The organism is Streptomyces sp. NPDC088766 (assembly GCF_044750845.1).
In the GTDB taxonomy this organism is placed as follows: domain Bacteria; phylum Actinomycetota; class Actinomycetes; order Streptomycetales; family Streptomycetaceae; genus Streptomyces.
Genome location: NZ_JBIVKQ010000024.1, coordinates 128205 through 145247, shown reverse-complemented (window position 1 = coordinate 145247; position 17043 = coordinate 128205). Strand labels below are relative to the sequence as shown.

Here is a 17043-nt window from a genome sequence, read left to right as displayed (position 1 = left end):
GTCCACACACCCCGCAAGACGGGCACCACTACGTCCCGGGCCAAGAAGTCGACCACTCCGCGCCCACGCCGCACAGGTTAAAGATCAAGCTAGTGTCCCGAGGTCGCCTTCAGCCCCACCACGGCGACCAGCAGCAGACACACGAAGAAGATCCGGGCGGCGGTCGCCGGCTCCCCCAGCACCACCATGCCGAACACCGCCGCCCCCGCCGCCCCGATCCCCACCCACACGCCGTACGCGGTCCCGATCGGCAGCGAACGGGCGGCGTACGACAGCAGCAGCATGCTGGCGACGATCCCCGCACCGGTGAAAAGGCTCGGCACCAGCCGCGTGAACCCGTCGGTGTACTTCATCCCGACCGACCAGCCCACCTCCAGCAGACCGGCGACGACCAGCAGGACCCAGGCCATGACAGCACCTCCGAGGAACGAACACTCAACAGAACAGTGCGTCGTCTTTGCCTTGGTCCATCCCGGTACGGCGCGTCTCGTCGGGCTCCCTCCACGCTAGCAAAACACACAGAGAAGGGCTGGTGACCATGGTCACCAGCCCTTCTCGGCCACTACTGGCCACTACTTCACAGGCATCAGAGGTACAGGCCCGTCGAGTCCTCCGACCCCTCGAACCGGTCCGCGGCCACCGCGTGCAGATCACGCTCGCGCATCAGCACGTACGCGACGCCCCGCACCTCCACCTCGGCCCGGTCCTCCGGGTCGTACAGCACCCGGTCGCCCGGCTCCACGGTCCGCACGTTCTGGCCCACCGCCACGACCTCCGCCCACGCCAGCCGACGGCCCACGGCCGCCGTCGCCGGGATCAGGATCCCGCCGCCGGAACGCCGCTCGCCCTCACCGGCCTCCTGGCGCACCAGGACCCGGTCGTGCAGCATCCGGATGGGGAGCTTGTCGTCGTGGCTGCTGTGCTCGCTTCTGTTACCGCTCACGCCACGAACCTACCTGTCTCCGCACGGCAGCGACGCCTCCGGGTCAGCCCTTGCGACGCCGCGAGCTGAACGCGAGCAGCCCCACGACCCCGACCACCACGAGGGCCACCGGCACCACCCGCTCCAGACGCGGCGCGCCCTCCTCGTCCACGAACTGCGCCCGCACATCGCTCACCACCCGGTTGACCTGCACATAGGCCCTCCCGAGGGTGTGATCGACATTGGCCGCGACCTTCGCCTTGGCATCGCCGACGATCGTCTTCGGATGCACCCGCACCCCGATCTCGTCGAGCGTCTCAGCCAGCGTGTCTCGACGGCGCCTGATGTCCGCCTCGATCTGCGCCGGGGTTCTGGTGTCCGACGTGTCCGCCACGGTGGGGCCTCCGAAGTGAGCCGACGTTTCCTACGTGTTCTGGACAGTCTGTCAGTTCCCCGCGCGCCCGCACTGTCAGGACCCCCGGTTACGCTGGCCCGATGAGCGAGCGACTCCAGCCCGGGGACGTGGCCCCCGCCTTCACCCTCCCCGACGCCGACGGCAACGAGGTGTCCCTGTCGGACCACAAGGGCCGCAAGGTCATCGTCTACTTCTACCCGGCCGCCCTGACCCCCGGCTGCACGAAGCAGGCCTGCGACTTCACCGACAACCTCGACCTCCTCGCCGGCGCCGGGTACGACGTCATCGGCATCTCCCCCGACACCCCCGAGAAGCTGGGGAAGTTCCGCGAGAAGGAGTCCCTCAAGGTCACTCTTCTGGCCGACCCCGACAAGAAGACCCTCGACGCCTACGGCGCCTTCGGCGAGAAGAAGAACTACGGCAAGACGTACCTGGGCGTCATCCGCTCGACGATCGTCGTCGACGAGGACGGCAAGGTCGAGCACGCCTTCTACAACGTCCGGGCGACCGGTCACGTAGCCAAGATCATCAAGGACCTGGGCATCTGAGTCCCCCCTCCCCCGACCCTCTGGCGGCCCGCACCGCAACCCCGGCGCGGGCCGCCCCCCCCTTCCCGTCCGTGACTGTCCGATAAACGGTTCGTTACTCCGTACGAGACCACGAACGGGTGGTCGGGGACGGAGGGGGTTTCGGTGGCCGCGAGGTACACCCGTGAGTTGCTCCAAGAGGCAGCTCGTGCGACGACAAGCTGGGACGACGCCGTGCGATGGTGTGGAGGAACGCCGACAGCGGGCAGCAGACGCTATCTGCGCCAGAAGATGGCGGACGCAGGTGTCGACGTCTCCCATTTCCCCACACGGTGGGCACGTCACAGTGAGGCACTGCTGCGAGAGGTAGTGGCCGCATCCAGCAGCATCAAAGAAGTGGTTCGCCGCCTGGGCATCAACCCCGTGGGCGGCAACCACACCCACATCAGCCGCCGTATCGCGAGTCTCGGCATCGACACGTCCCACTTCACCGTGCGGCGAGGAGGACCGAAGGGCTCGCGCGGCAATCCGCTCACCCTAGGCTCACAGGGCGACGGCAGAATCCCCGGCAGCCGCCTTCGACACCAACTGCTGCGAAGCGGCATCGAGGATGTCTGCACGATGTGTGGCACGGGTCCCGAATGGAACAACAAGCCCCTTCGGTTGGAGGTCGACCACATCAACGGCGACTGGTGGGACAACCGGCCGGAGAATCTGCGACTCCTCTGTCCCAACTGCCATGCGGTGACGGACACCTACCGCGGGCGCAAGCCGAGGAGGACCGCATGAGCAGACCGGAGTTCACGTGCGCCGTGCTGACCCGGGCTGCCGCCAGGGCCACGAGCACCGCCGACCTGATGCGCGAACTGGGCATGCCCCTGGGTAGCGGCCCGCGCCGCTATCTGAACCAGCGCCTTCGGCACTACGGTATCGACACCTCCCACTTCCGGGAGGAACCCCTGCCGCAACGTGAGCGGCGCAGCTACCCGGAGAGTCTCCTCCGAGAAGCAGCCGCCCGTTCATACAGCATCAAGGAGATGCTGGAGTACATGGGCTTTCCTCCGTGCGACAGCCCGTACGGCCACATCAGGAAGCAGCTGGACAAGTTCGGGATCGACACCTCGCACTTCACCGGAGGCCGCAGGTACGGCCCCGGCGTCCCTCGCCGCGACGAACTGGCACCCGCGGTCGAGGCCGCGACGAGTCTGGCCGGCGTTCTGGCCGCCCTCGGCCGGAGGGACAACAGTGCGGCCCGGGCGCTCGTGAAGCGCGGCATCGAGTTCCACGGCCTGTCGACCGCGCACTTCACAGGTCAGGGCCACTTCCGTGGCACTCGTTCCCCGAACCGGAGATCTGCGGCCGAAATCCTGGTGCTTCTCCCTCCAGGGAGCCCGCGCACCAAGACAATGCTGCTCAGGCGAGCCCTCGACGATCTCGCGGTACCGCATGTCTGCGCTGAATGCGGACTCGGAGACACATGGCAGGACCACAATCTCGTGCTGGAGATCGATCACGTCAACGGCGACCGACTGGACAACAGGCGGCAGAACCTGAGGTATCTGTGCCCTTCCTGCCACAGCCAGACAAGCAGTTTCTCGAACCGCCGCCGGGCGGACGTCGCTTTCCCGGCGCCCGGGCAGGCACAGTAGAGTGAGCGACCTGGGCCCGTACCCCAGCTGGCCAGAGGGCGCCGGTTTAGGTCCGGTGTGTCGTGGGTTCGAGTCCCACCGGGCCCACGGACAGAGCGAGCCCCGCACCTTCGGTTCAAAGGTGCGGGGCCTTTGTGTTGTCTCAGCCCAGCAGCTCCCGCACCACCGGCACCAGCCCCCGGAACGCCTCCCCCCGGTGGCTGATCGCGTTCTTCTCCTCCGCCGTCAGTTCCGCGCAGGTGCGGGTCTCGCCGTCCGGCTGGAGGATCGGGTCGTAGCCGAACCCGTTCGTGCCGGCCGGGGTGTGGCGGAGGACGCCCCGGAGCCGGCCTTCGACCACGCGTTCCGTGCCGTCGGGGAGGGCGAGGGCCGCCGCGCAGGCGAAGTGGGCGCCCCGGTGTGCGTCGGCGATGTCGGAGAGCTGGGCGAGGAGCAGGTCGAGGTTGGCCTTGTCGTCGCCGTGGGCGCCGGCCCAGCGGGCCGAGAAGATGCCGGGGGCGCCGCCCAGGACGTCGACGCAGAGGCCGGAGTCGTCGGCGATCGCGGGGTGGCCGGTGGCGCGGGCGAGGGCGTGGGCCTTGAGGAGGGCGTTCTCGGCGAAGGTGACGCCGGTCTCCCTGACGTCGGGGACGTCGGGGTAGGCGTCCGCGCCGACGAGGTCGTGGGGCAGGCCTGCGTCGGCGAGGATCGACCTGAGTTCGGTGATCTTTCCGGCGTTGCGGGTGGCGAGGATCAGGCGGGTCATGCGCCCAGTATCGCGGCTCGCGTGCGGGGTTCCGCGGGGTCCTACGGCGTGCAGACCTTGGTGAGTTCGCCCGCCGCGTCGGTGACGGGGCCGAGGTCGGGGGTGTTGTCGCCGTTCTCGATGGCGGTGCGGACGTTGGTGACGGCCTCGCGGAGGCCGTCGACCGCCTTGTCGACGTCGACGTTGTCCGTCTTGTCACCTATCTTGTCGAGGTTGTTCTCGATGGAGGTGAGGGACTCCTGGGTCTGTGTCGGGTCGTCGGCGGCGTTCTCCACGGCCTGCTGGAGGTCGGTGACGCTGTCGGCGATGGAGTCGGCGGTCTGGACGCAGTCGAGTGCCTTGTTCACGGCGTCGCAGCCGGTGGTCGTGAGTCCGAGGGTGAGCGCGACGGCCGCGGTGGCGGCGGCGATGGTGACGCGGCGGTGTCGGTGGCGGCCGGCGGACTGGGACATGGCTGTGTTCCTCCCCTTGTGCAGGCCCCGGGAGGCCCCCGTCGTGTACGGCCCTGGTGGGGGCCGCGGGTACGGCCCCGGTGCGGGGCCGTACGGGCGGCCGTCGTCCGGGCCGCCGTGGGTACGGCCGTGCGCGGGCCGTCCTACTGCGCAAGACGCAGGAGCGGACGGCGGGGTTGCCCGCGCGTCCGGCACTGCTTGGCGTGCTCTTTACTTTTGCAGGACGGTATCAAGTGCCGTGCGCTGCGCGGTGGCCAATTCCGTGCAGCCCGAAACGGCCAGGTCCAGAAGGGAGTTGAGTTCGTCGCGGGCGAACGGCTCGGCCTCGGCGGTGCCCTGGACCTCGACGAAGCGGCCGTCGCCGGTGCAGACGACGTTCATGTCGGTTTCGGCGCGGACGTCCTCCTCGTAGCAGAGGTCGAGGAGGGGGACGCCGCCGACGATGCCGACGGAGACGGCGGAGACGGTGCCGGTGAGGGGCCGGCGGCCGGCCTTGATCAGTTTGCGGCCCTGGGCCCAGCCGACGGCGTCGGCGAGGGCGACGTAGGCGCCGGTGATGGCGGCGGTGCGGGTGCCGCCGTCGGCCTGGAGGACGTCGCAGTCGAGGACGATGGTGTTCTCGCCGAGTGCCTTGTAGTCGATGACGGCGCGCAGGGAGCGGCCGATGAGGCGGGAGATCTCGTGGGTGCGGCCGCCGATCCTGCCGCGGACGGATTCGCGGTCGCCGCGGGTGTTGGTGGCGCGGGGCAGCATGGAGTACTCCGCGGTGACCCAGCCCTCGCCGCTGCCCTTGCGCCAGCGGGGGACGCCTTCGGTGACGGAGGCGGTGCAGAGGACCTTGGTGTCGCCGAAGGAGACGAGGACGGAGCCTTCGGCGTGCTTGCTCCAGCCGCGTTCGATGGTGACGGGGCGGAGTTGTTCGGGGGTGCGGCCGTCGATGCGAGACATGGCGTCGAGCCTAGCGGCAGACGCGGAAGGGGCCCCTGCCGCGGGTGCGGTGGGGCCCCTTCGGGTGAGCGGCGGGTTCGACGCCACGACTCACATCATGTCTTCGATCTCCCCGGCGATGGGGTCGGCGTCGGTGCCGATGACGACCTGGATGGCGGTGCCCATCTTGACGACGCCGTGGGCGCCGGCGGCCTTCAGGGCGGCTTCGTCGACCTTGCCCGCGTCGATGACCTCGGTGCGCAGGCGGGTGATGCAGCCTTCGACTTCTTCGATGTTGTCGATGCCGCCGAGCCCGGCGACGATCTTCTCAGCCTTGCTGGCCATGTGCTTCTCCCTGAAGTCCCTGAAGCCGTTGGAGTTCTTGGGTCACCCGGGTTGCCTGGTTGACGTGGTGCGGTCCGGTCGGGACCGCTTTGTCGCAGTAACCCACAGTTGGCCCATCTTTGCGAGCGATCGTGCCGGCGGTGCCGAAGGATGACGGCACAGCCGTGAAATCGTCCGTAGCTGGTCTACACCACCTGACAGGCGGTCGCCAAACCATGAGTGCCGAGAGCGCCGACACCACGGCCGGTCCCGGGCGGGCCCGCTGGAACGCTCTGTTCCAGGGGCTGCAGAAGATGGGGCGCAGTCTTCAGCTGCCGATCGCGGTGCTGCCGGCCGCGGGCATCCTCAACAGGCTCGGCCAGCCGGACGTGTTCGGGGCCGACGGGCTGGGCTGGACGGACGTCTCGAAGGTGATGGCGGGCGCGGGCGGCGCGCTGCTCGACGGCCAGCTGGGGCTGCCGCTGCTGTTCTGCGTCGGTGTGGCCATCGGGATGGCGAAGAAGTCCGACGGTTCGACGGCGCTGGCGGCGGTGGCGGGGTTCCTCGTCTACTACAACGTGCTGCGGCAGTTCCCGGAGGACTGCGGCGAGGGGTTGGAGGCCGTGCCGGGCATCGGCTGCCAGGGGACCGAGGACGGCACGGTGGTGGCGTTCACCTACCAGAATCCGGGTGTGTTCGGCGGCATCGTGATCGGTCTGCTGACGGCCTACTTCTGGCAGCGTTTCCACCGCACGAAGCTGGTGGACTGGCTGGGCTTCTTCAACGGGCGGCGTCTCGTCCCGATCGTCATGTCCTTCGTGGCGATCGGTTTCGCGGCGTTGTGCCTGTGGGTCTGGCCGCCGATCGGTGCCGCGCTGGAGAGTTTCAGCGACTGGCTGGACGGTCTGGACGCCTGGGGTGCGGGCATCTTCGGGGTGGCGAACCGGGCGTTGCTGGTGATCGGTCTGCACCAGTTCCTGAACGTGCCCATCTGGTTCCAGTTCGGTTCGTACACCAAGCCGGACGGGACGACGGTGCACGGTGACATCAACATGTTCCTGGCGGGCGACCCGGACGCGGGGCAGTTCACCTCGGGCTTCTTCCCGATCATGATGTTCGCGCTGCCGGCGGCGGCCCTGGCGATCACGCACTGCGCGCGGCCGGGCCGTCGCAAGGAGGTCGGGGGTCTGATGCTGTCGGTGGCGCTGACGTCGTTCGTGACGGGCATCACGGAGCCGATCGAGTACTCGTTCCTGTTCGTGGCGCCGGTGCTGTACGCGATCCACGCGGTGCTGACGGGTGCGTCGATGGCGCTGACGTGGGGGCTGGGGGTGCACGACGGTTTCAGCTTCTCGGCGGGCCTCATCGACTACGTCATCAACTGGGGTCTGGCGACGCGGCCGTGGGCGATCGTCCCGATCGGCCTGGGCTTCGCCCTCGTCTACTACGTGGTCTTCCGCTTCGCGATCACCCGGTTCGACCTGAAGACGCCGGGGCGGGAGCCGGAGGAGGAGCGGGAGGACATCACCAAGGCCTGACAAGGGCCTTGCGGGCAAGGGTCGTGGGCCTTCGGACCGCCGGTCCGGGGGCCCTTCGCCGTGCCGTGCCGGGGGCGTTCGGGCGGGTGCGGCGCGGGTGCGGTGCGTAGTGCTCCGGTTGCAGTTTTGACGGGTTCCTTATATCGCCTTCATCGTGCTAGAAACAGGTCTACACCACTGAGTGGTGTAGACCACCACCGATGGAGGAAGTCTATGAGCACCGCCACCTCGCCAGCGGCGGCCCCCACGAAGAAGTGGGGATCCGGCCTGTTCCAGGGCCTTCAGAAGGTCGGCCGCAGCCTCCAGCTGCCCATCGCCGTGCTGCCGGCGGCCGGCATCCTGCTGCGGCTCGGCCAGGCGGACTCCCAGGAGAGGTTCCACATCCCCGCCGACGTGGCGAAGGTGTTCGCCGGAGCGGGTGGCGCTCTCCTGGACAGTTCGTTCGGCCTTCCCCTGCTGTTCTGCATAGGCGTCGCCATCGGTTTCGCGAAGAAGGCCGACGGCTCGACCGCGCTGGCCGCCGTGGTCGGCTTCCTCACCTACTACGCGGTGATCCACCAGTACCCGATCAAGGACGGGCACGAAGGCGCCACCTACACGGCGACCGGTCTCGGCGGGGGGTTCTGGCAGAAGGGCAACGAGGCGGCGCAGACCGCGAGCTTCCAGAACCCGGGCGTCCTCGGAGGCATCATCCTCGGCCTGCTGACAGCCGTGCTCTGGCAGCGCTACCACCGCAAGCAGCTCGTCGACTGGCTCGGCTTCTTCAACGGCCGCCGTCTCGTTCCGATCATCACGGCCGCCGTGGGCACCGTCCTCGGTGTGCTGGTCGTCGTGGGCTGGGAGCCCATCGGCAACGTCATCACCGACTTCGGCGAGTGGATGACCGGCCTCGGCTCCTTCGGTGCGGCACTCTTCGGTCTGATCAACCGCGCCCTGATCCCGATCGGGATGCACCAGTTCGTCAACTCGGTCGCCTGGTTCCAGATCGGCGACTTCACCAACGCCGCCGGGACCGTCTTCCACGGCGACCTGCCGCGCTTCTTCGCCGGCGACCCGGACGCCGGACTGTTCATGACCGGCTTCTTCCCGATCATGATGTTCGGTCTGCCCGCCGCCGCCCTCGCGATCGCCCACTCCGCCCGTCCGGAGCGCCGCAAGGCTGTACTGGGCATGATGCTGTCGATGGCCCTGACCTCGTTCTTCACGGGCGTCACCGAGCCCATCGAGTTCACCTTCATGTTCATCGCACCAGTGCTATACGCCATCCACGCGGTTCTCACCGCGGTCTCGATGGCCGTGACCTGGGCTCTGGGTATGCACATGGGCTTCAGCTTCTCGGCCGGCTTCATCGACGTCTTCATCAACTGGGGCATCTCCACCAAGCCCTGGCTGCTGATCCCGATCGGCCTGGTCTTCGCGGTGATCTACTACGTCGTCTTCCGCTTCGCCATCACCAGGTTCAACCTCACCACCCCCGGCCGCGAGCCCGAGGAGGAGGTCGAGGACCTCACGAAGGCGTGAGTCCGGCCCCGCACATGACGAAGGCCCTCGGAGCCCTGAACCGCTCCGGGGGCCTTCGTCGTGCCTGCGCGCAGGGCGAGGACGTCAGATCTGGTACGTCGCCCTCGGGACCGCCACTTCCACCGGACCGTCGAACGCCGCGCGGGCGTCCGCGAGGTTGGCCTGCGGGTCGGTCCACGGGGGGATGTGGGTGAGGACGAGGCGGCGAACACCCGCCCGGGCCGCCGTCTGTCCCGCCTCGCGGCCGTTGAGGTGCAGGTCGGGGATGTCTTCCTTGCCGTACGTGAACGCGGCCTCGCACAGGAACAGGTCGCTGTCGCGGGCGAGTTCGTCGAGGGCCGGGCTGACTCCGGTGTCGCCGGAGTAGGTGAGCGTCCGCCCGCCGTGCTCGATACGGATGCCGTAGGCCTCCACCGGGTGGGCCACGCGTTCCGTGTGGACCGTGAACGGGCCGATGTCGAAGGTGGAGGGCTTGACGGTGTGGAAGTCGAAGACCTCGCTCATGGAGGAGGCCGAGGGGGTGTCGGCGTAGGCCGTGGTGAGGCGGTGTTCGGTGCCCTCGGGGCCGTAGACCGGGAGGGGGGCGCAGCGGCCGCCGTCGTGGCGGTAGTAGCGGGCCACGAAGTACGCGCACATGTCGATGCAGTGGTCGGCGTGCAGATGGCTCAGGAAGATCGCGTCGAGGTCGTAGAGACCGCAGTGGCGCTGCAGCTCGCCCAGGGCGCCGTTGCCCATGTCGAGGAGCAGCCGGAAGCCGTCGGCCTCGACGAGGTAGCTCGAGCAGGCCGATTCCGCGGACGGGAACGACCCCGAGCAGCCGACGACGGTGAGCTTCATAGAGCAGAAACCTCCGCTGGCGGGGACCGGGAAGTACCGGGGAAGGTCGGAAGACGGACGGTCGTGGGAACGGGGCGACAGGGGTCGTGCGGTCCGTCGAGCGTAAGGCGCAAAACCTTCGGTCGCTCCTCCGCCAGGGGCTGTTGTGGGGGAACTCACCTGTGCTGTCACCGGTTCGGCTGGACCCGGAGCGCGGGGGCGCGAGGAAGGGCGCGCGCCGGTGAACACGCCCCGGTACGGTCGTGCGTATGGACACGTCCTGGTGGCTGGCTCTCGTGGCGGTGGTGCTGCTCGCACTGGTCGCCGCACTCGTCGACGGCTGGGGGCGCGGTCGGCGTCCGGCGGGGCGCAGGTCCCGGCCGCCGGGACGGCCGGAGCGGGAGCGCGGGCGGGGCGCCGGGCGGCCGCGGCCTGCGGAGATCTGGTGGGCGAACGTGCCGTTCGAGGACGGGCCGGGCGCGAAGGACCGGCCGTGTCTGGTGCTGACGGTGCGGGGGAACCGGGTGACCGTCGCGAAGATCACCAGCAGGTACCACGACGAGCGGGCCGGGGTGATCCCGTTGCCGCCGGGCTCGGTCGGGGACGCGCGGGGGCGGGCGAGTTACCTGGAGACGGACGAGCTGCGCCAGGTGCCGCTGGGCGACTTCCGGCGCCGGGTGGGTGTGGTGGACCCGGCCCTGTGGGACCAGGTCCGTCACCTGACGACATAGCCCGTCACCTGACGGCACGGCGCTCGGCGGGCGGGCCCGCTCACGCCCAGAGCTGGCCCTGGAGCGTCTCGATGGCCTCTTCGGTGGTGGCGGCCGTGTAGACGCCGGTGGAGAGGTACTTCCAGCCGCCGTCGGCGACGACGAACACGATGTCGGCGCTCTCTCCCGCGTTGAGGGCCTTCCTGCCGACGCCGATCGCGGCGTGCAGGGCGGCGCCCGTGGAGACGCCCGCGAAGATGCCTTCCTGCTGGAGCAGCTCGCGGGTGCGGGTGACGGCGTCGGCCGAGCCGACGGAGAAGCGGGTGGTGAGGACGGAGGCGTCGTACAGCTCGGGGACGAAGCCCTCGTCGAGGTTGCGCAGGCCGTAGACCAGGTCGTCGTAGCGGGGCTCGGCGGCGACGATCCTGACGTCGGGCTTGTGTTCGCGCAGGTAGCGGCCGACGCCCATGAGGGTGCCGGTGGTGCCGAGGCCTGCGACGAAGTGGGTGACGGAGGGGAGGTCGGCGAGGATCTCCGGGCCGGTCGTGGCGTAGTGGGCGCCGGCGTTGTCCGCGTTGCCGTACTGGTAGAGCATCACCCAGTCGGGGTGCTCGGCGGACAGCTCCTTGGCGACGCGTACGGCGGTGTTGGAGCCGCCCGCGGCCGGGGACGGGATGATCTCGGCACCCCACATGCCCAGCAGGTCGCGGCGCTCCTGCGAGGTGTTCTCGGGCATCACGCACACCATGCGGTAGCCCTTGAGCCTGGCGGCCATGGCGAGGGAGATGCCGGTGTTGCCGGAGGTCGGCTCCAGGATGGTGCAGCCGGGGGTGAGCCGGCCGTCCTTCTCCGCCTGCTCGATCATGTGCAGGGCGGGGCGGTCCTTGACGGAGCCGGTGGGGTTGCGGTCCTCCAGCTTGGCCCAGATGCGGACGTCGGCGGAGGGCGAGAGCCGCGGCAGGCGCACCAGGGGGGTGTTGCCCACCGCGGCGAGGGGGGAGTCGTAGCGCATCGGGACCGGCTCAGGCCATGCCGCCGGCCACGGCCGGCAGGATCGTCACGGTGTCGCCGTCGGCCAGCTTGGTGGCGATGCCGTCGACGAAGCGGACGTCCTCGTCGTTGAGGTACACGTTGACGAAGCGGCGCAGCTGGCCGTTGTCCACGATGCGGGCCTGGATGCCCGTGTGCCGGGCCTCGAGGTCGGCGAACAGGTCGGCGAGGGTCTCACCGCTGCCCTCCACCGCCTTCTGACCGTCGGTGTACTGGCGGAGGATGGTGGGGATGCGGACCTCGATGGCCATGGCTCAGGGCTCCTGTCGGAAGGTGTGGGCAGCGCGGGACAAGGCGGGACAAGCGTGCGGGGGCGCCGCGGCGCACGGCCGTACGGCGGCAGGACCGGCGTCAACAGATGGCGCTGGCGAGCCTGCACAGGTCGACGTGCAGCCGCGCCACGAGCAGTGCGCCCGGCGTCTTCTCGCTCACGTCATGGAAAACCATGGGCTCATCGTATCGATTCCCGGTCCGGGCCCTGGAGTGTGATCCCACATGATGGATGGTTTCCGACCGGATGCCGGGATCAGTACGCCTCGACGACCTTGACCTCCTCCTCCGTGACCTGGCCGTCCACGATCCGGTAGGAGCGGAACTGGAAGGGGCCGGCGTCGTCGGTGTCGGCGGTGGAGACGAGGACGTAGTGGGCGCCGGGCTCGTTGGCGTAGGAGATGTCGGTGCGGGAGGGGTAGGCCTCGGTGGCCGTGTGGGAGTGGTAGATGACCACCGGCTCCTCGTCGCGGTCGTCCATCTCGCGGTAGAGCTTGAGCAGGTCCTGCGAGTCGAACTCGTAGAAGGTGGGCGAGCGGGCCGCGTTGAGCATGGGGATGAACCGCTCGGGGCGGCCCGAGCCTGCGGGGCCCGCGACCACGCCGCACGCCTCGTCGGGGTGGTCCTCGCGCGCGTGGGCGACGATCTGGTCGAACAGGGCCTGGGTGAGGGTCAGCATGGTCGCCAGGATAAGCAGAGGGGCCGCGCCGTACCGAAGGGCGGTACGGCGCGGCCCGTATGCCGGACGTCCTGAGCGGCAGCCGCGGGGGGCGCCACGAGTGCTCCCTGCGGCCGGACGTCCTCGGAGGTCAGCCCGCCTTGTCGAATTCCCCGAGTTCCGGCCGGCGGTCCTGGCCGGTCTGCGGGCTGCGGGTCTTCAGCACGGCCCAGCCGACGCCGAGGGCGGCGGCCCAGCCGGCCATCACGTAGAGGCAGACGCGGGAGTCGGCGTCGTAGGCGATGAGGCCGGTGACGAAGAGGAGGAAGGCGATGGCGACGTAGCTGCACTTCGCGCCGCCGGGCGCCGGGAAGGGCGAGGCGGGCAGGCGGCCCGCGTCGACCGCGCGGCGGTAGAGGACGTGGCTGATCAGGATCATCAGCCAGGTCCAGATGCCGGCCGCGGTGGCGACGGAGGTGACGTAGCCGAAGGCCTTCTCGGGGACGACGTAGTTGAGGACGACGCCGATGCCCATGAAGGCGACGGAGACGGCGATGCCGAGGGCGGGCGTCTTGGTCGCGGACAGCTTGCGGAAGGCGGCGGGGGCCTCGCCGCTGTCGGCGAGGTTGCGCAGCATGCGGCCGGTGGAGTACATGCCGGAGTTGCAGGAGGACAGGGCGGCGGTGAGCACGACGAAGTTGACGATGGCGGCGCCGGCCGGGATGCCGATCTTGGCGAAGGCGGCGACGAAGGGGCTCACGCCGGGCGCGAACTCGGTCCACCTGACGACGCAGAGGATGACGGTGAGCGCGCCGACGTAGAAGAGCGCGATGCGCCACGGAAGCGTGTTGATGGCCTTGGGGAGGGTCTTCTCCGGATCCTCGGACTCGCCCGCGGTGACGCCGACCAGCTCGACGGCGAGGTAGGCGAACATGACGCCCTGGAGGGTCATGAGGGAGGAGCCGACGCCCTTGGGGAAGAAGCCGTCGAAGGCCCACAGGTTGGAGACGGCGGCGGTGTCGCCGGCCGAGCTGAAGCCGAAGGTGAGGACGCCGAGGCCGATGACGATCATGCCGATGAGCGCGGTGACCTTGACCATCGAGAACCAGAACTCCAGCTCACCGAAGAGCTTCACGGAGATCAGGTTGACCCCGAAGAGGACCACCAGGAAGACCAGGGCCGTCACCCACTGGGGGATGGACGGGAACCAGTAGTTGACGTAGATCGCGGCGGCCGTCAGTTCGGCCATGCCGGTCACCACCCACATCAGCCAGTACGTCCAGCCGGTGAAGTAGCCGAAGAACGGGCCGAGGAACTCGCGGGAGTACTCCGCGAAGGACCCGGAGACCGGGCGGTAGAGGAGCAGCTCGCCGAGCGCCCGCATGATGAAGAAGATGATCACGCCCGCGAGGGCGTACATGAGGATGAGGCTGGGACCGGCCTTGGCGATGTTCGCCCCGGCTCCCAGGAAGAGGCCGACGCCGATGGCGCCGCCGATCGCGATCATCTGGACCTGGCGGCTGCCGAGTCCGCGCTCGTAGCCCTCCTCCGAGCCCTCTGGGGCCTTCTCCGTGTCGACCTGAGCGGAGGTCATGTGTGGTGCGCCTTTCTCCATGCCGAACCGGGCCTTCGTCGGCCGCGGACCGGTTCTCGATCCCCCCGGACTGATGGAGCGTTGTGCCTGGCCGGCGATCCGCCGGCTCGGTGGCGCACCCGGCGGACATACGGGTGGTGTCCGTCGGGCGGTCGTGAAGATTTATCACGCCCGTCATCCTGATCGTCCGGGCGGCGTGTGGCGCATCCCACAGGGAGAAGCGGCCAAACTGGACACAAAAGGGGCACAGTCGGCCGCGTCGGTGACGTGATCGTTATCCGGATTTGAGCGTCCTCTGAGCGAACACGGAACCGTCACACATCACGCCATAAGGGGTGGTTCCTCGGCTCGCGGGACGTCCTCCCCGCCTCCTGGAGCGCGCCCCGGGCAGACCCGGGCGGGCCTCAGCCCATGAGGGTGGTCACAAGCGTCTCCTGGAGGCCGCCCAGCCACAGGTACGCCATCACCATCGGCTTGCGCGGGTCCTCGTCCGGCAGCCGGTAGAGGAGGTCGGTGTCGTCCTCGGCGGTGATGTCCAGCCGGGAGCCGATCGCCAGACGGAGGTCGTTGAGCGCGCCGAGCCACTGCCGGGAGCCCTCGGGCGACAGCTCGAGGACCGCCACGCCGTCGTCCCCGGCGACCAGCGCGTCCAGGGAGCGCACGACCGCGAGCGCGTTCTCACGCTTGCCGGCCCTGAGGTCGTTCTCGGTGAAGCGGCGGAACTCGGCGGAGCGGGAGCGCCGTTCCTCCTCCTCCCGGGGCCCGGGGGCGGCCTCGGGGTCGACGTAGGCGTCGGGGAAGAGACGCTGGAGGACCGGGTCGGAGGGCGGTTCGCTCGGGCCCTCGGCGAACAGTTCCGCGAGCGGGTCGGCGGAGGCGTCCTCGGCGGGGCCGGGGCCGATCAGCTCCAGGAGCTGGACGGCCAGCGACCGGATGATGGAGATCTCGACGTCGTCGAGGGCGACGGCCGCGCCGCCGCCGGGGATCGGTTCGAAGTGTCCTGGCATCGGTGAGGTGACTACTTCCGGTCCTGCTGGAGGGTGGCCCACAGTCCGTAACCGTGCATCGCCTGCACGTCGCGTTCCATCTCCTCGCGGCTTCCGCTGGAGACGACCGCCCGGCCCTTGTGGTGGACGTCGAGCATGAGCTTGGTGGCCTTGTCCTTGGAGTAGCCGAAGTACGTCTGGAAGACGTACGTCACGTAGCTCATGAGGTTGACCGGGTCGTTGTGGACGATCGTGACCCAGGGGACGTCCGGCTCCGGTACGGCGAAGACCTCCTCCGCCGACTCGGTGCGTTCGATCTCTAGGGGGGCGGGTGACGTCACACTGCCCATGCTGCCATGCGCACCGGAAATCGTCACACCGACGAAAAGGGGGTACGATCCCTGCCGTGCGACGCGCTCCGGGGGCACGCCCCCCGGACCCCCGGCCTGGCCGGGGCACCAAGAGAGTACGGACTAGGTGAGGCAAGTGGACGTAGCGGATCTCGGGCTGCCGGTGGATGTTCCCTCGACGGCGCTCTTCACGGACCAGTACGAGCTGACGATGCTGCAGGCCGCGCTGAGGGCGGGCACCGCCGGGCGGCGCAGCGTCTTCGAGGTCTTCACCCGGCGGCTGCCCGAGGGCCGGCGCTACGGCGTGGTGGCCGGCACCGGACGCGTCCTGGACGCCGTCGAGAACTTCCGCTTCGACGCGGGCGTCCTCGGCTTCCTGCGCGAGCGGAAGATCGTCGACGAGGCCACCCTGGAATGGCTGGCCTCCTACCGCTTCTCGGGTGACGTCTGGGGCTACCCGGAGGGCGAGGTGTACTTCCCCGGCTCGCCGGTCATGCGGGTCGAGGGCTCCTTCGCCGAGTGCGTGCTGCTGGAGACCGTGATCCTGTCCATCCTCAACCACGACTCCGCGATCGCGGCCGCCGCCTCCCGGATGTCCTCGGCGGCCGGGCGGCGCCCGCTGATCGAGATGGGCGCCCGCCGCACCCACGAACTGGCCGCGGTGGCCGCGTCCCGCGCCGCGTACGTCGGCGGCTTCGCCACCACCTCCGACCTGGCGGCCGGTTTCCGCTACGGCATCCCCACGGTGGGCACCAGCGCGCACGCCTTCACCCTGCTGCACGACACCGAGCGCGACGCCTTCCGCGCCCAGGTGGAGTCGCTGGGCCGCGGCACCACCCTCCTCGTGGACACCTACGACGTCTCCGAGGCCGTGCGGGCGGCCGTGGAGGTCGCCGGGCCCGAGCTGGGCGCGGTGCGCATCGACTCCGGCGACCTGCTGCTCGTCGCGCACCGGGTGCGCCAGCAGCTGGACGAGCTGGGCGCGACCGACACGAAGATCGTCGTGACCTCGGACCTCGACGAGTACGCCATCGCCTCCCTGGCCGCGGCGCCCGTGGACGCGTACGGCGTCGGCACGCAGCTGGTGACCGGATCCGGGCACCCGACCTGCTCGATGGTCTACAAGCTGGTCGCCCGTGCCGAGTCCGACGACCCGAAGGCTCCCCTGGTGCCGGTGGCGAAGAAGTCGTCCGGCGGCAAGACGTCGATCGGCGGCCGCAAGTGGGCCGCGCGCCGCCCGGACGCGGACGGCGTCGCCGAGGCCGAGGTGGTCGGCACCGGCCAGGTCCCCGCCGAGCTGGCCGGCCACCAGCTGCAGGTCGAGCTGGTCAAGGGCGGCGAGGTCGTCGCCCGCGAGCCCCTGGACGTGGTCCGCGACCGGCACGCGGCCGCCCGCGCCGGGCTGCCGCTGTCCGCTACACAGCTCTCGCGCGGGGAACCCGTCCTTGCGACGGAGTACGTCCAGGGGCGCTCGGGCAACTAGAGCCGATGTTCCTGGGACGGGGCGGACCGCGCCCCTCCCGTACCGCCGCCGAAGTCTCTAGGCTCGATTACTTCACCCTCCCCGGCTCGAAGGAGCGGGGGACCCC

The 17043-nt window shown here is 69.6% G+C and carries 22 protein-coding genes and 1 tRNA gene; 8 read left to right on the top strand and 15 right to left on the bottom strand.

All coding sequences use genetic code 11. From position 1 onward, the window contains the following. Window positions 1-89: 89 nt before the first annotated feature. The 3 genes from sugE to ACIP5W_RS28345 all read right to left on the bottom strand — a co-directional run bounded on the left by sugE (window position 90) and on the right by ACIP5W_RS28345 (window position 1316). Window positions 90-410: a quaternary ammonium compound efflux SMR transporter SugE gene (sugE, locus tag ACIP5W_RS28355; RefSeq protein ID WP_030042545.1), complete on the bottom strand. Its 321-nt coding sequence runs from the start codon at window positions 408-410 to the stop codon at window positions 90-92. A 176-nt stretch (window positions 411-586) separates the two neighbouring features. Then, the gene (locus ACIP5W_RS28350; RefSeq protein ID WP_401479403.1) at window positions 587-889 is read right to left on the bottom strand and encodes a GroES family chaperonin; all 303 of its coding nucleotides are present in this window, start codon (window positions 887-889) and stop codon (window positions 587-589) included. A gap of 97 nt (window positions 890-986) precedes the next feature. Next, entirely contained in the window at window positions 987-1316 is a 330-nt protein-coding gene (locus ACIP5W_RS28345) for a DUF3618 domain-containing protein (protein WP_401479375.1), read from the bottom strand. A 101-nt stretch (window positions 1317-1417) separates the two neighbouring features. Between ACIP5W_RS28345 and bcp the strand changes: the two genes are divergently transcribed. The 4 genes from bcp to ACIP5W_RS28325 all read left to right on the top strand — a co-directional run bounded on the left by bcp (window position 1418) and on the right by ACIP5W_RS28325 (window position 3600). Continuing rightward, a complete protein-coding gene (gene bcp, locus ACIP5W_RS28340; protein WP_401479372.1) occupies window positions 1418-1885 on the top strand; it encodes a thioredoxin-dependent thiol peroxidase in 468 nt (155 codons plus the stop codon). A 348-nt stretch (window positions 1886-2233) separates the two neighbouring features. After that, entirely contained in the window at window positions 2234-2653 is a 420-nt protein-coding gene (locus ACIP5W_RS28335; protein WP_401479369.1) for an HNH endonuclease, read from the top strand. After that, a complete protein-coding gene (locus tag ACIP5W_RS28330) occupies window positions 2650-3513 on the top strand; it encodes an HNH endonuclease (RefSeq protein WP_401479366.1) in 864 nt (287 codons plus the stop codon). The genes ACIP5W_RS28335 and ACIP5W_RS28330 overlap by 4 nt, the downstream gene beginning before the upstream one ends. 12 nt (window positions 3514-3525) lie before the next feature. After that, window positions 3526-3600, top strand: a tRNA-Leu gene (locus ACIP5W_RS28325). A 55-nt stretch (window positions 3601-3655) separates the two neighbouring features. Here ACIP5W_RS28325 and rdgB read toward each other — a convergent pair. From rdgB to ACIP5W_RS28305, 4 genes are all read right to left on the bottom strand, one after another. Beyond that, window positions 3656-4258 carry an RdgB/HAM1 family non-canonical purine NTP pyrophosphatase gene (gene rdgB / locus ACIP5W_RS28320; RefSeq protein WP_401479363.1) on the bottom strand — a complete coding sequence of 201 codons (603 nt, stop codon included), beginning with the start codon at window positions 4256-4258 and terminating at the stop codon, window positions 3656-3658. Window positions 4259-4299: 41 nt separating this feature from the next. Further along, window positions 4300-4710 (bottom strand): hypothetical protein, encoded by a 411-nt coding sequence (locus ACIP5W_RS28315; protein WP_401479360.1) that lies wholly within the window; start codon window positions 4708-4710, stop codon window positions 4300-4302. 210 nt (window positions 4711-4920) lie between these two features. Next, window positions 4921-5658: a ribonuclease PH gene (gene rph, locus ACIP5W_RS28310; RefSeq protein WP_401479358.1), complete on the bottom strand. Its 738-nt coding sequence runs from the start codon at window positions 5656-5658 to the stop codon at window positions 4921-4923. Window positions 5659-5748: 90 nt separating this feature from the next. After that, a complete protein-coding gene (locus ACIP5W_RS28305; protein ID WP_401479355.1) occupies window positions 5749-5982 on the bottom strand; it encodes a glucose PTS transporter subunit EIIB in 234 nt (77 codons plus the stop codon). 215 nt (window positions 5983-6197) lie between these two features. Between ACIP5W_RS28305 and ACIP5W_RS28300 the strand changes: the two genes are divergently transcribed. Together ACIP5W_RS28300 and ACIP5W_RS28295 are read left to right on the top strand one after the other, a co-directional pair. Continuing rightward, on the top strand, window positions 6198-7499 hold the full coding sequence (locus tag ACIP5W_RS28300; RefSeq protein WP_401479352.1) for a PTS transporter subunit EIIC: 1302 nt from the start codon (window positions 6198-6200) through the stop codon (window positions 7497-7499). Between the two features lie 213 nt (window positions 7500-7712). Further along, entirely contained in the window at window positions 7713-9020 is a 1308-nt protein-coding gene (locus ACIP5W_RS28295; protein WP_401479350.1) for a PTS transporter subunit EIIC, read from the top strand. 84 nt (window positions 9021-9104) lie between these two features. Here the strand turns inward: ACIP5W_RS28295 and ACIP5W_RS28290 are convergent, their stop codons facing one another. Beyond that, on the bottom strand, window positions 9105-9857 hold the full coding sequence (locus tag ACIP5W_RS28290; RefSeq protein WP_401479348.1) for an MBL fold metallo-hydrolase: 753 nt from the start codon (window positions 9855-9857) through the stop codon (window positions 9105-9107). A gap of 248 nt (window positions 9858-10105) precedes the next feature. On the opposite strand from ACIP5W_RS28290, the gene ACIP5W_RS28285 reads away from it, so the two are divergent. After that, a complete protein-coding gene (locus ACIP5W_RS28285) occupies window positions 10106-10567 on the top strand; it encodes a type II toxin-antitoxin system PemK/MazF family toxin (RefSeq protein WP_401479345.1) in 462 nt (153 codons plus the stop codon). A 40-nt stretch (window positions 10568-10607) separates the two neighbouring features. Here ACIP5W_RS28285 and ACIP5W_RS28280 read toward each other — a convergent pair whose 3' ends face one another. From ACIP5W_RS28280 to clpS, 7 genes are all read right to left on the bottom strand, one after another. Next, window positions 10608-11558, bottom strand: a complete 951-nt coding sequence (locus ACIP5W_RS28280; RefSeq protein ID WP_401479342.1) for a PLP-dependent cysteine synthase family protein — start codon at window positions 11556-11558, stop codon at window positions 10608-10610. Between the two features lie 10 nt (window positions 11559-11568). Continuing rightward, the gene (locus ACIP5W_RS28275) at window positions 11569-11847 is read right to left on the bottom strand and encodes a MoaD/ThiS family protein (protein WP_401479339.1); all 279 of its coding nucleotides are present in this window, start codon (window positions 11845-11847) and stop codon (window positions 11569-11571) included. A 100-nt stretch (window positions 11848-11947) separates the two neighbouring features. Then, window positions 11948-12043 (bottom strand): putative leader peptide, encoded by a 96-nt coding sequence (locus ACIP5W_RS28270; RefSeq protein WP_309504872.1) that lies wholly within the window; start codon window positions 12041-12043, stop codon window positions 11948-11950. A gap of 79 nt (window positions 12044-12122) precedes the next feature. Then, window positions 12123-12545 carry a Mov34/MPN/PAD-1 family protein gene (locus tag ACIP5W_RS28265; protein ID WP_382792600.1) on the bottom strand — a complete coding sequence of 141 codons (423 nt, stop codon included), beginning with the start codon at window positions 12543-12545 and terminating at the stop codon, window positions 12123-12125. Window positions 12546-12675: 130 nt separating this feature from the next. After that, window positions 12676-14118: an amino acid permease gene (locus ACIP5W_RS28260; protein ID WP_401479334.1), complete on the bottom strand. Its 1443-nt coding sequence runs from the start codon at window positions 14116-14118 to the stop codon at window positions 12676-12678. A 404-nt stretch (window positions 14119-14522) separates the two neighbouring features. Then, a complete protein-coding gene (locus ACIP5W_RS28255; protein WP_401479331.1) occupies window positions 14523-15125 on the bottom strand; it encodes a DUF2017 domain-containing protein in 603 nt (200 codons plus the stop codon). 11 nt (window positions 15126-15136) lie between these two features. Further along, complete coding sequence (clpS, locus tag ACIP5W_RS28250; RefSeq protein WP_010039975.1) at window positions 15137-15454, bottom strand: ATP-dependent Clp protease adapter ClpS; 318 nt, start codon at window positions 15452-15454, stop codon at window positions 15137-15139. 136 nt (window positions 15455-15590) lie between these two features. Here clpS and ACIP5W_RS28245 point away from each other — a divergent pair, with 136 nt between their 5' ends. Further along, window positions 15591-16937 (top strand): nicotinate phosphoribosyltransferase, encoded by a 1347-nt coding sequence (locus tag ACIP5W_RS28245; RefSeq protein WP_401479327.1) that lies wholly within the window; start codon window positions 15591-15593, stop codon window positions 16935-16937. Window positions 16938-17043: the final 106 nt, after the last annotated feature.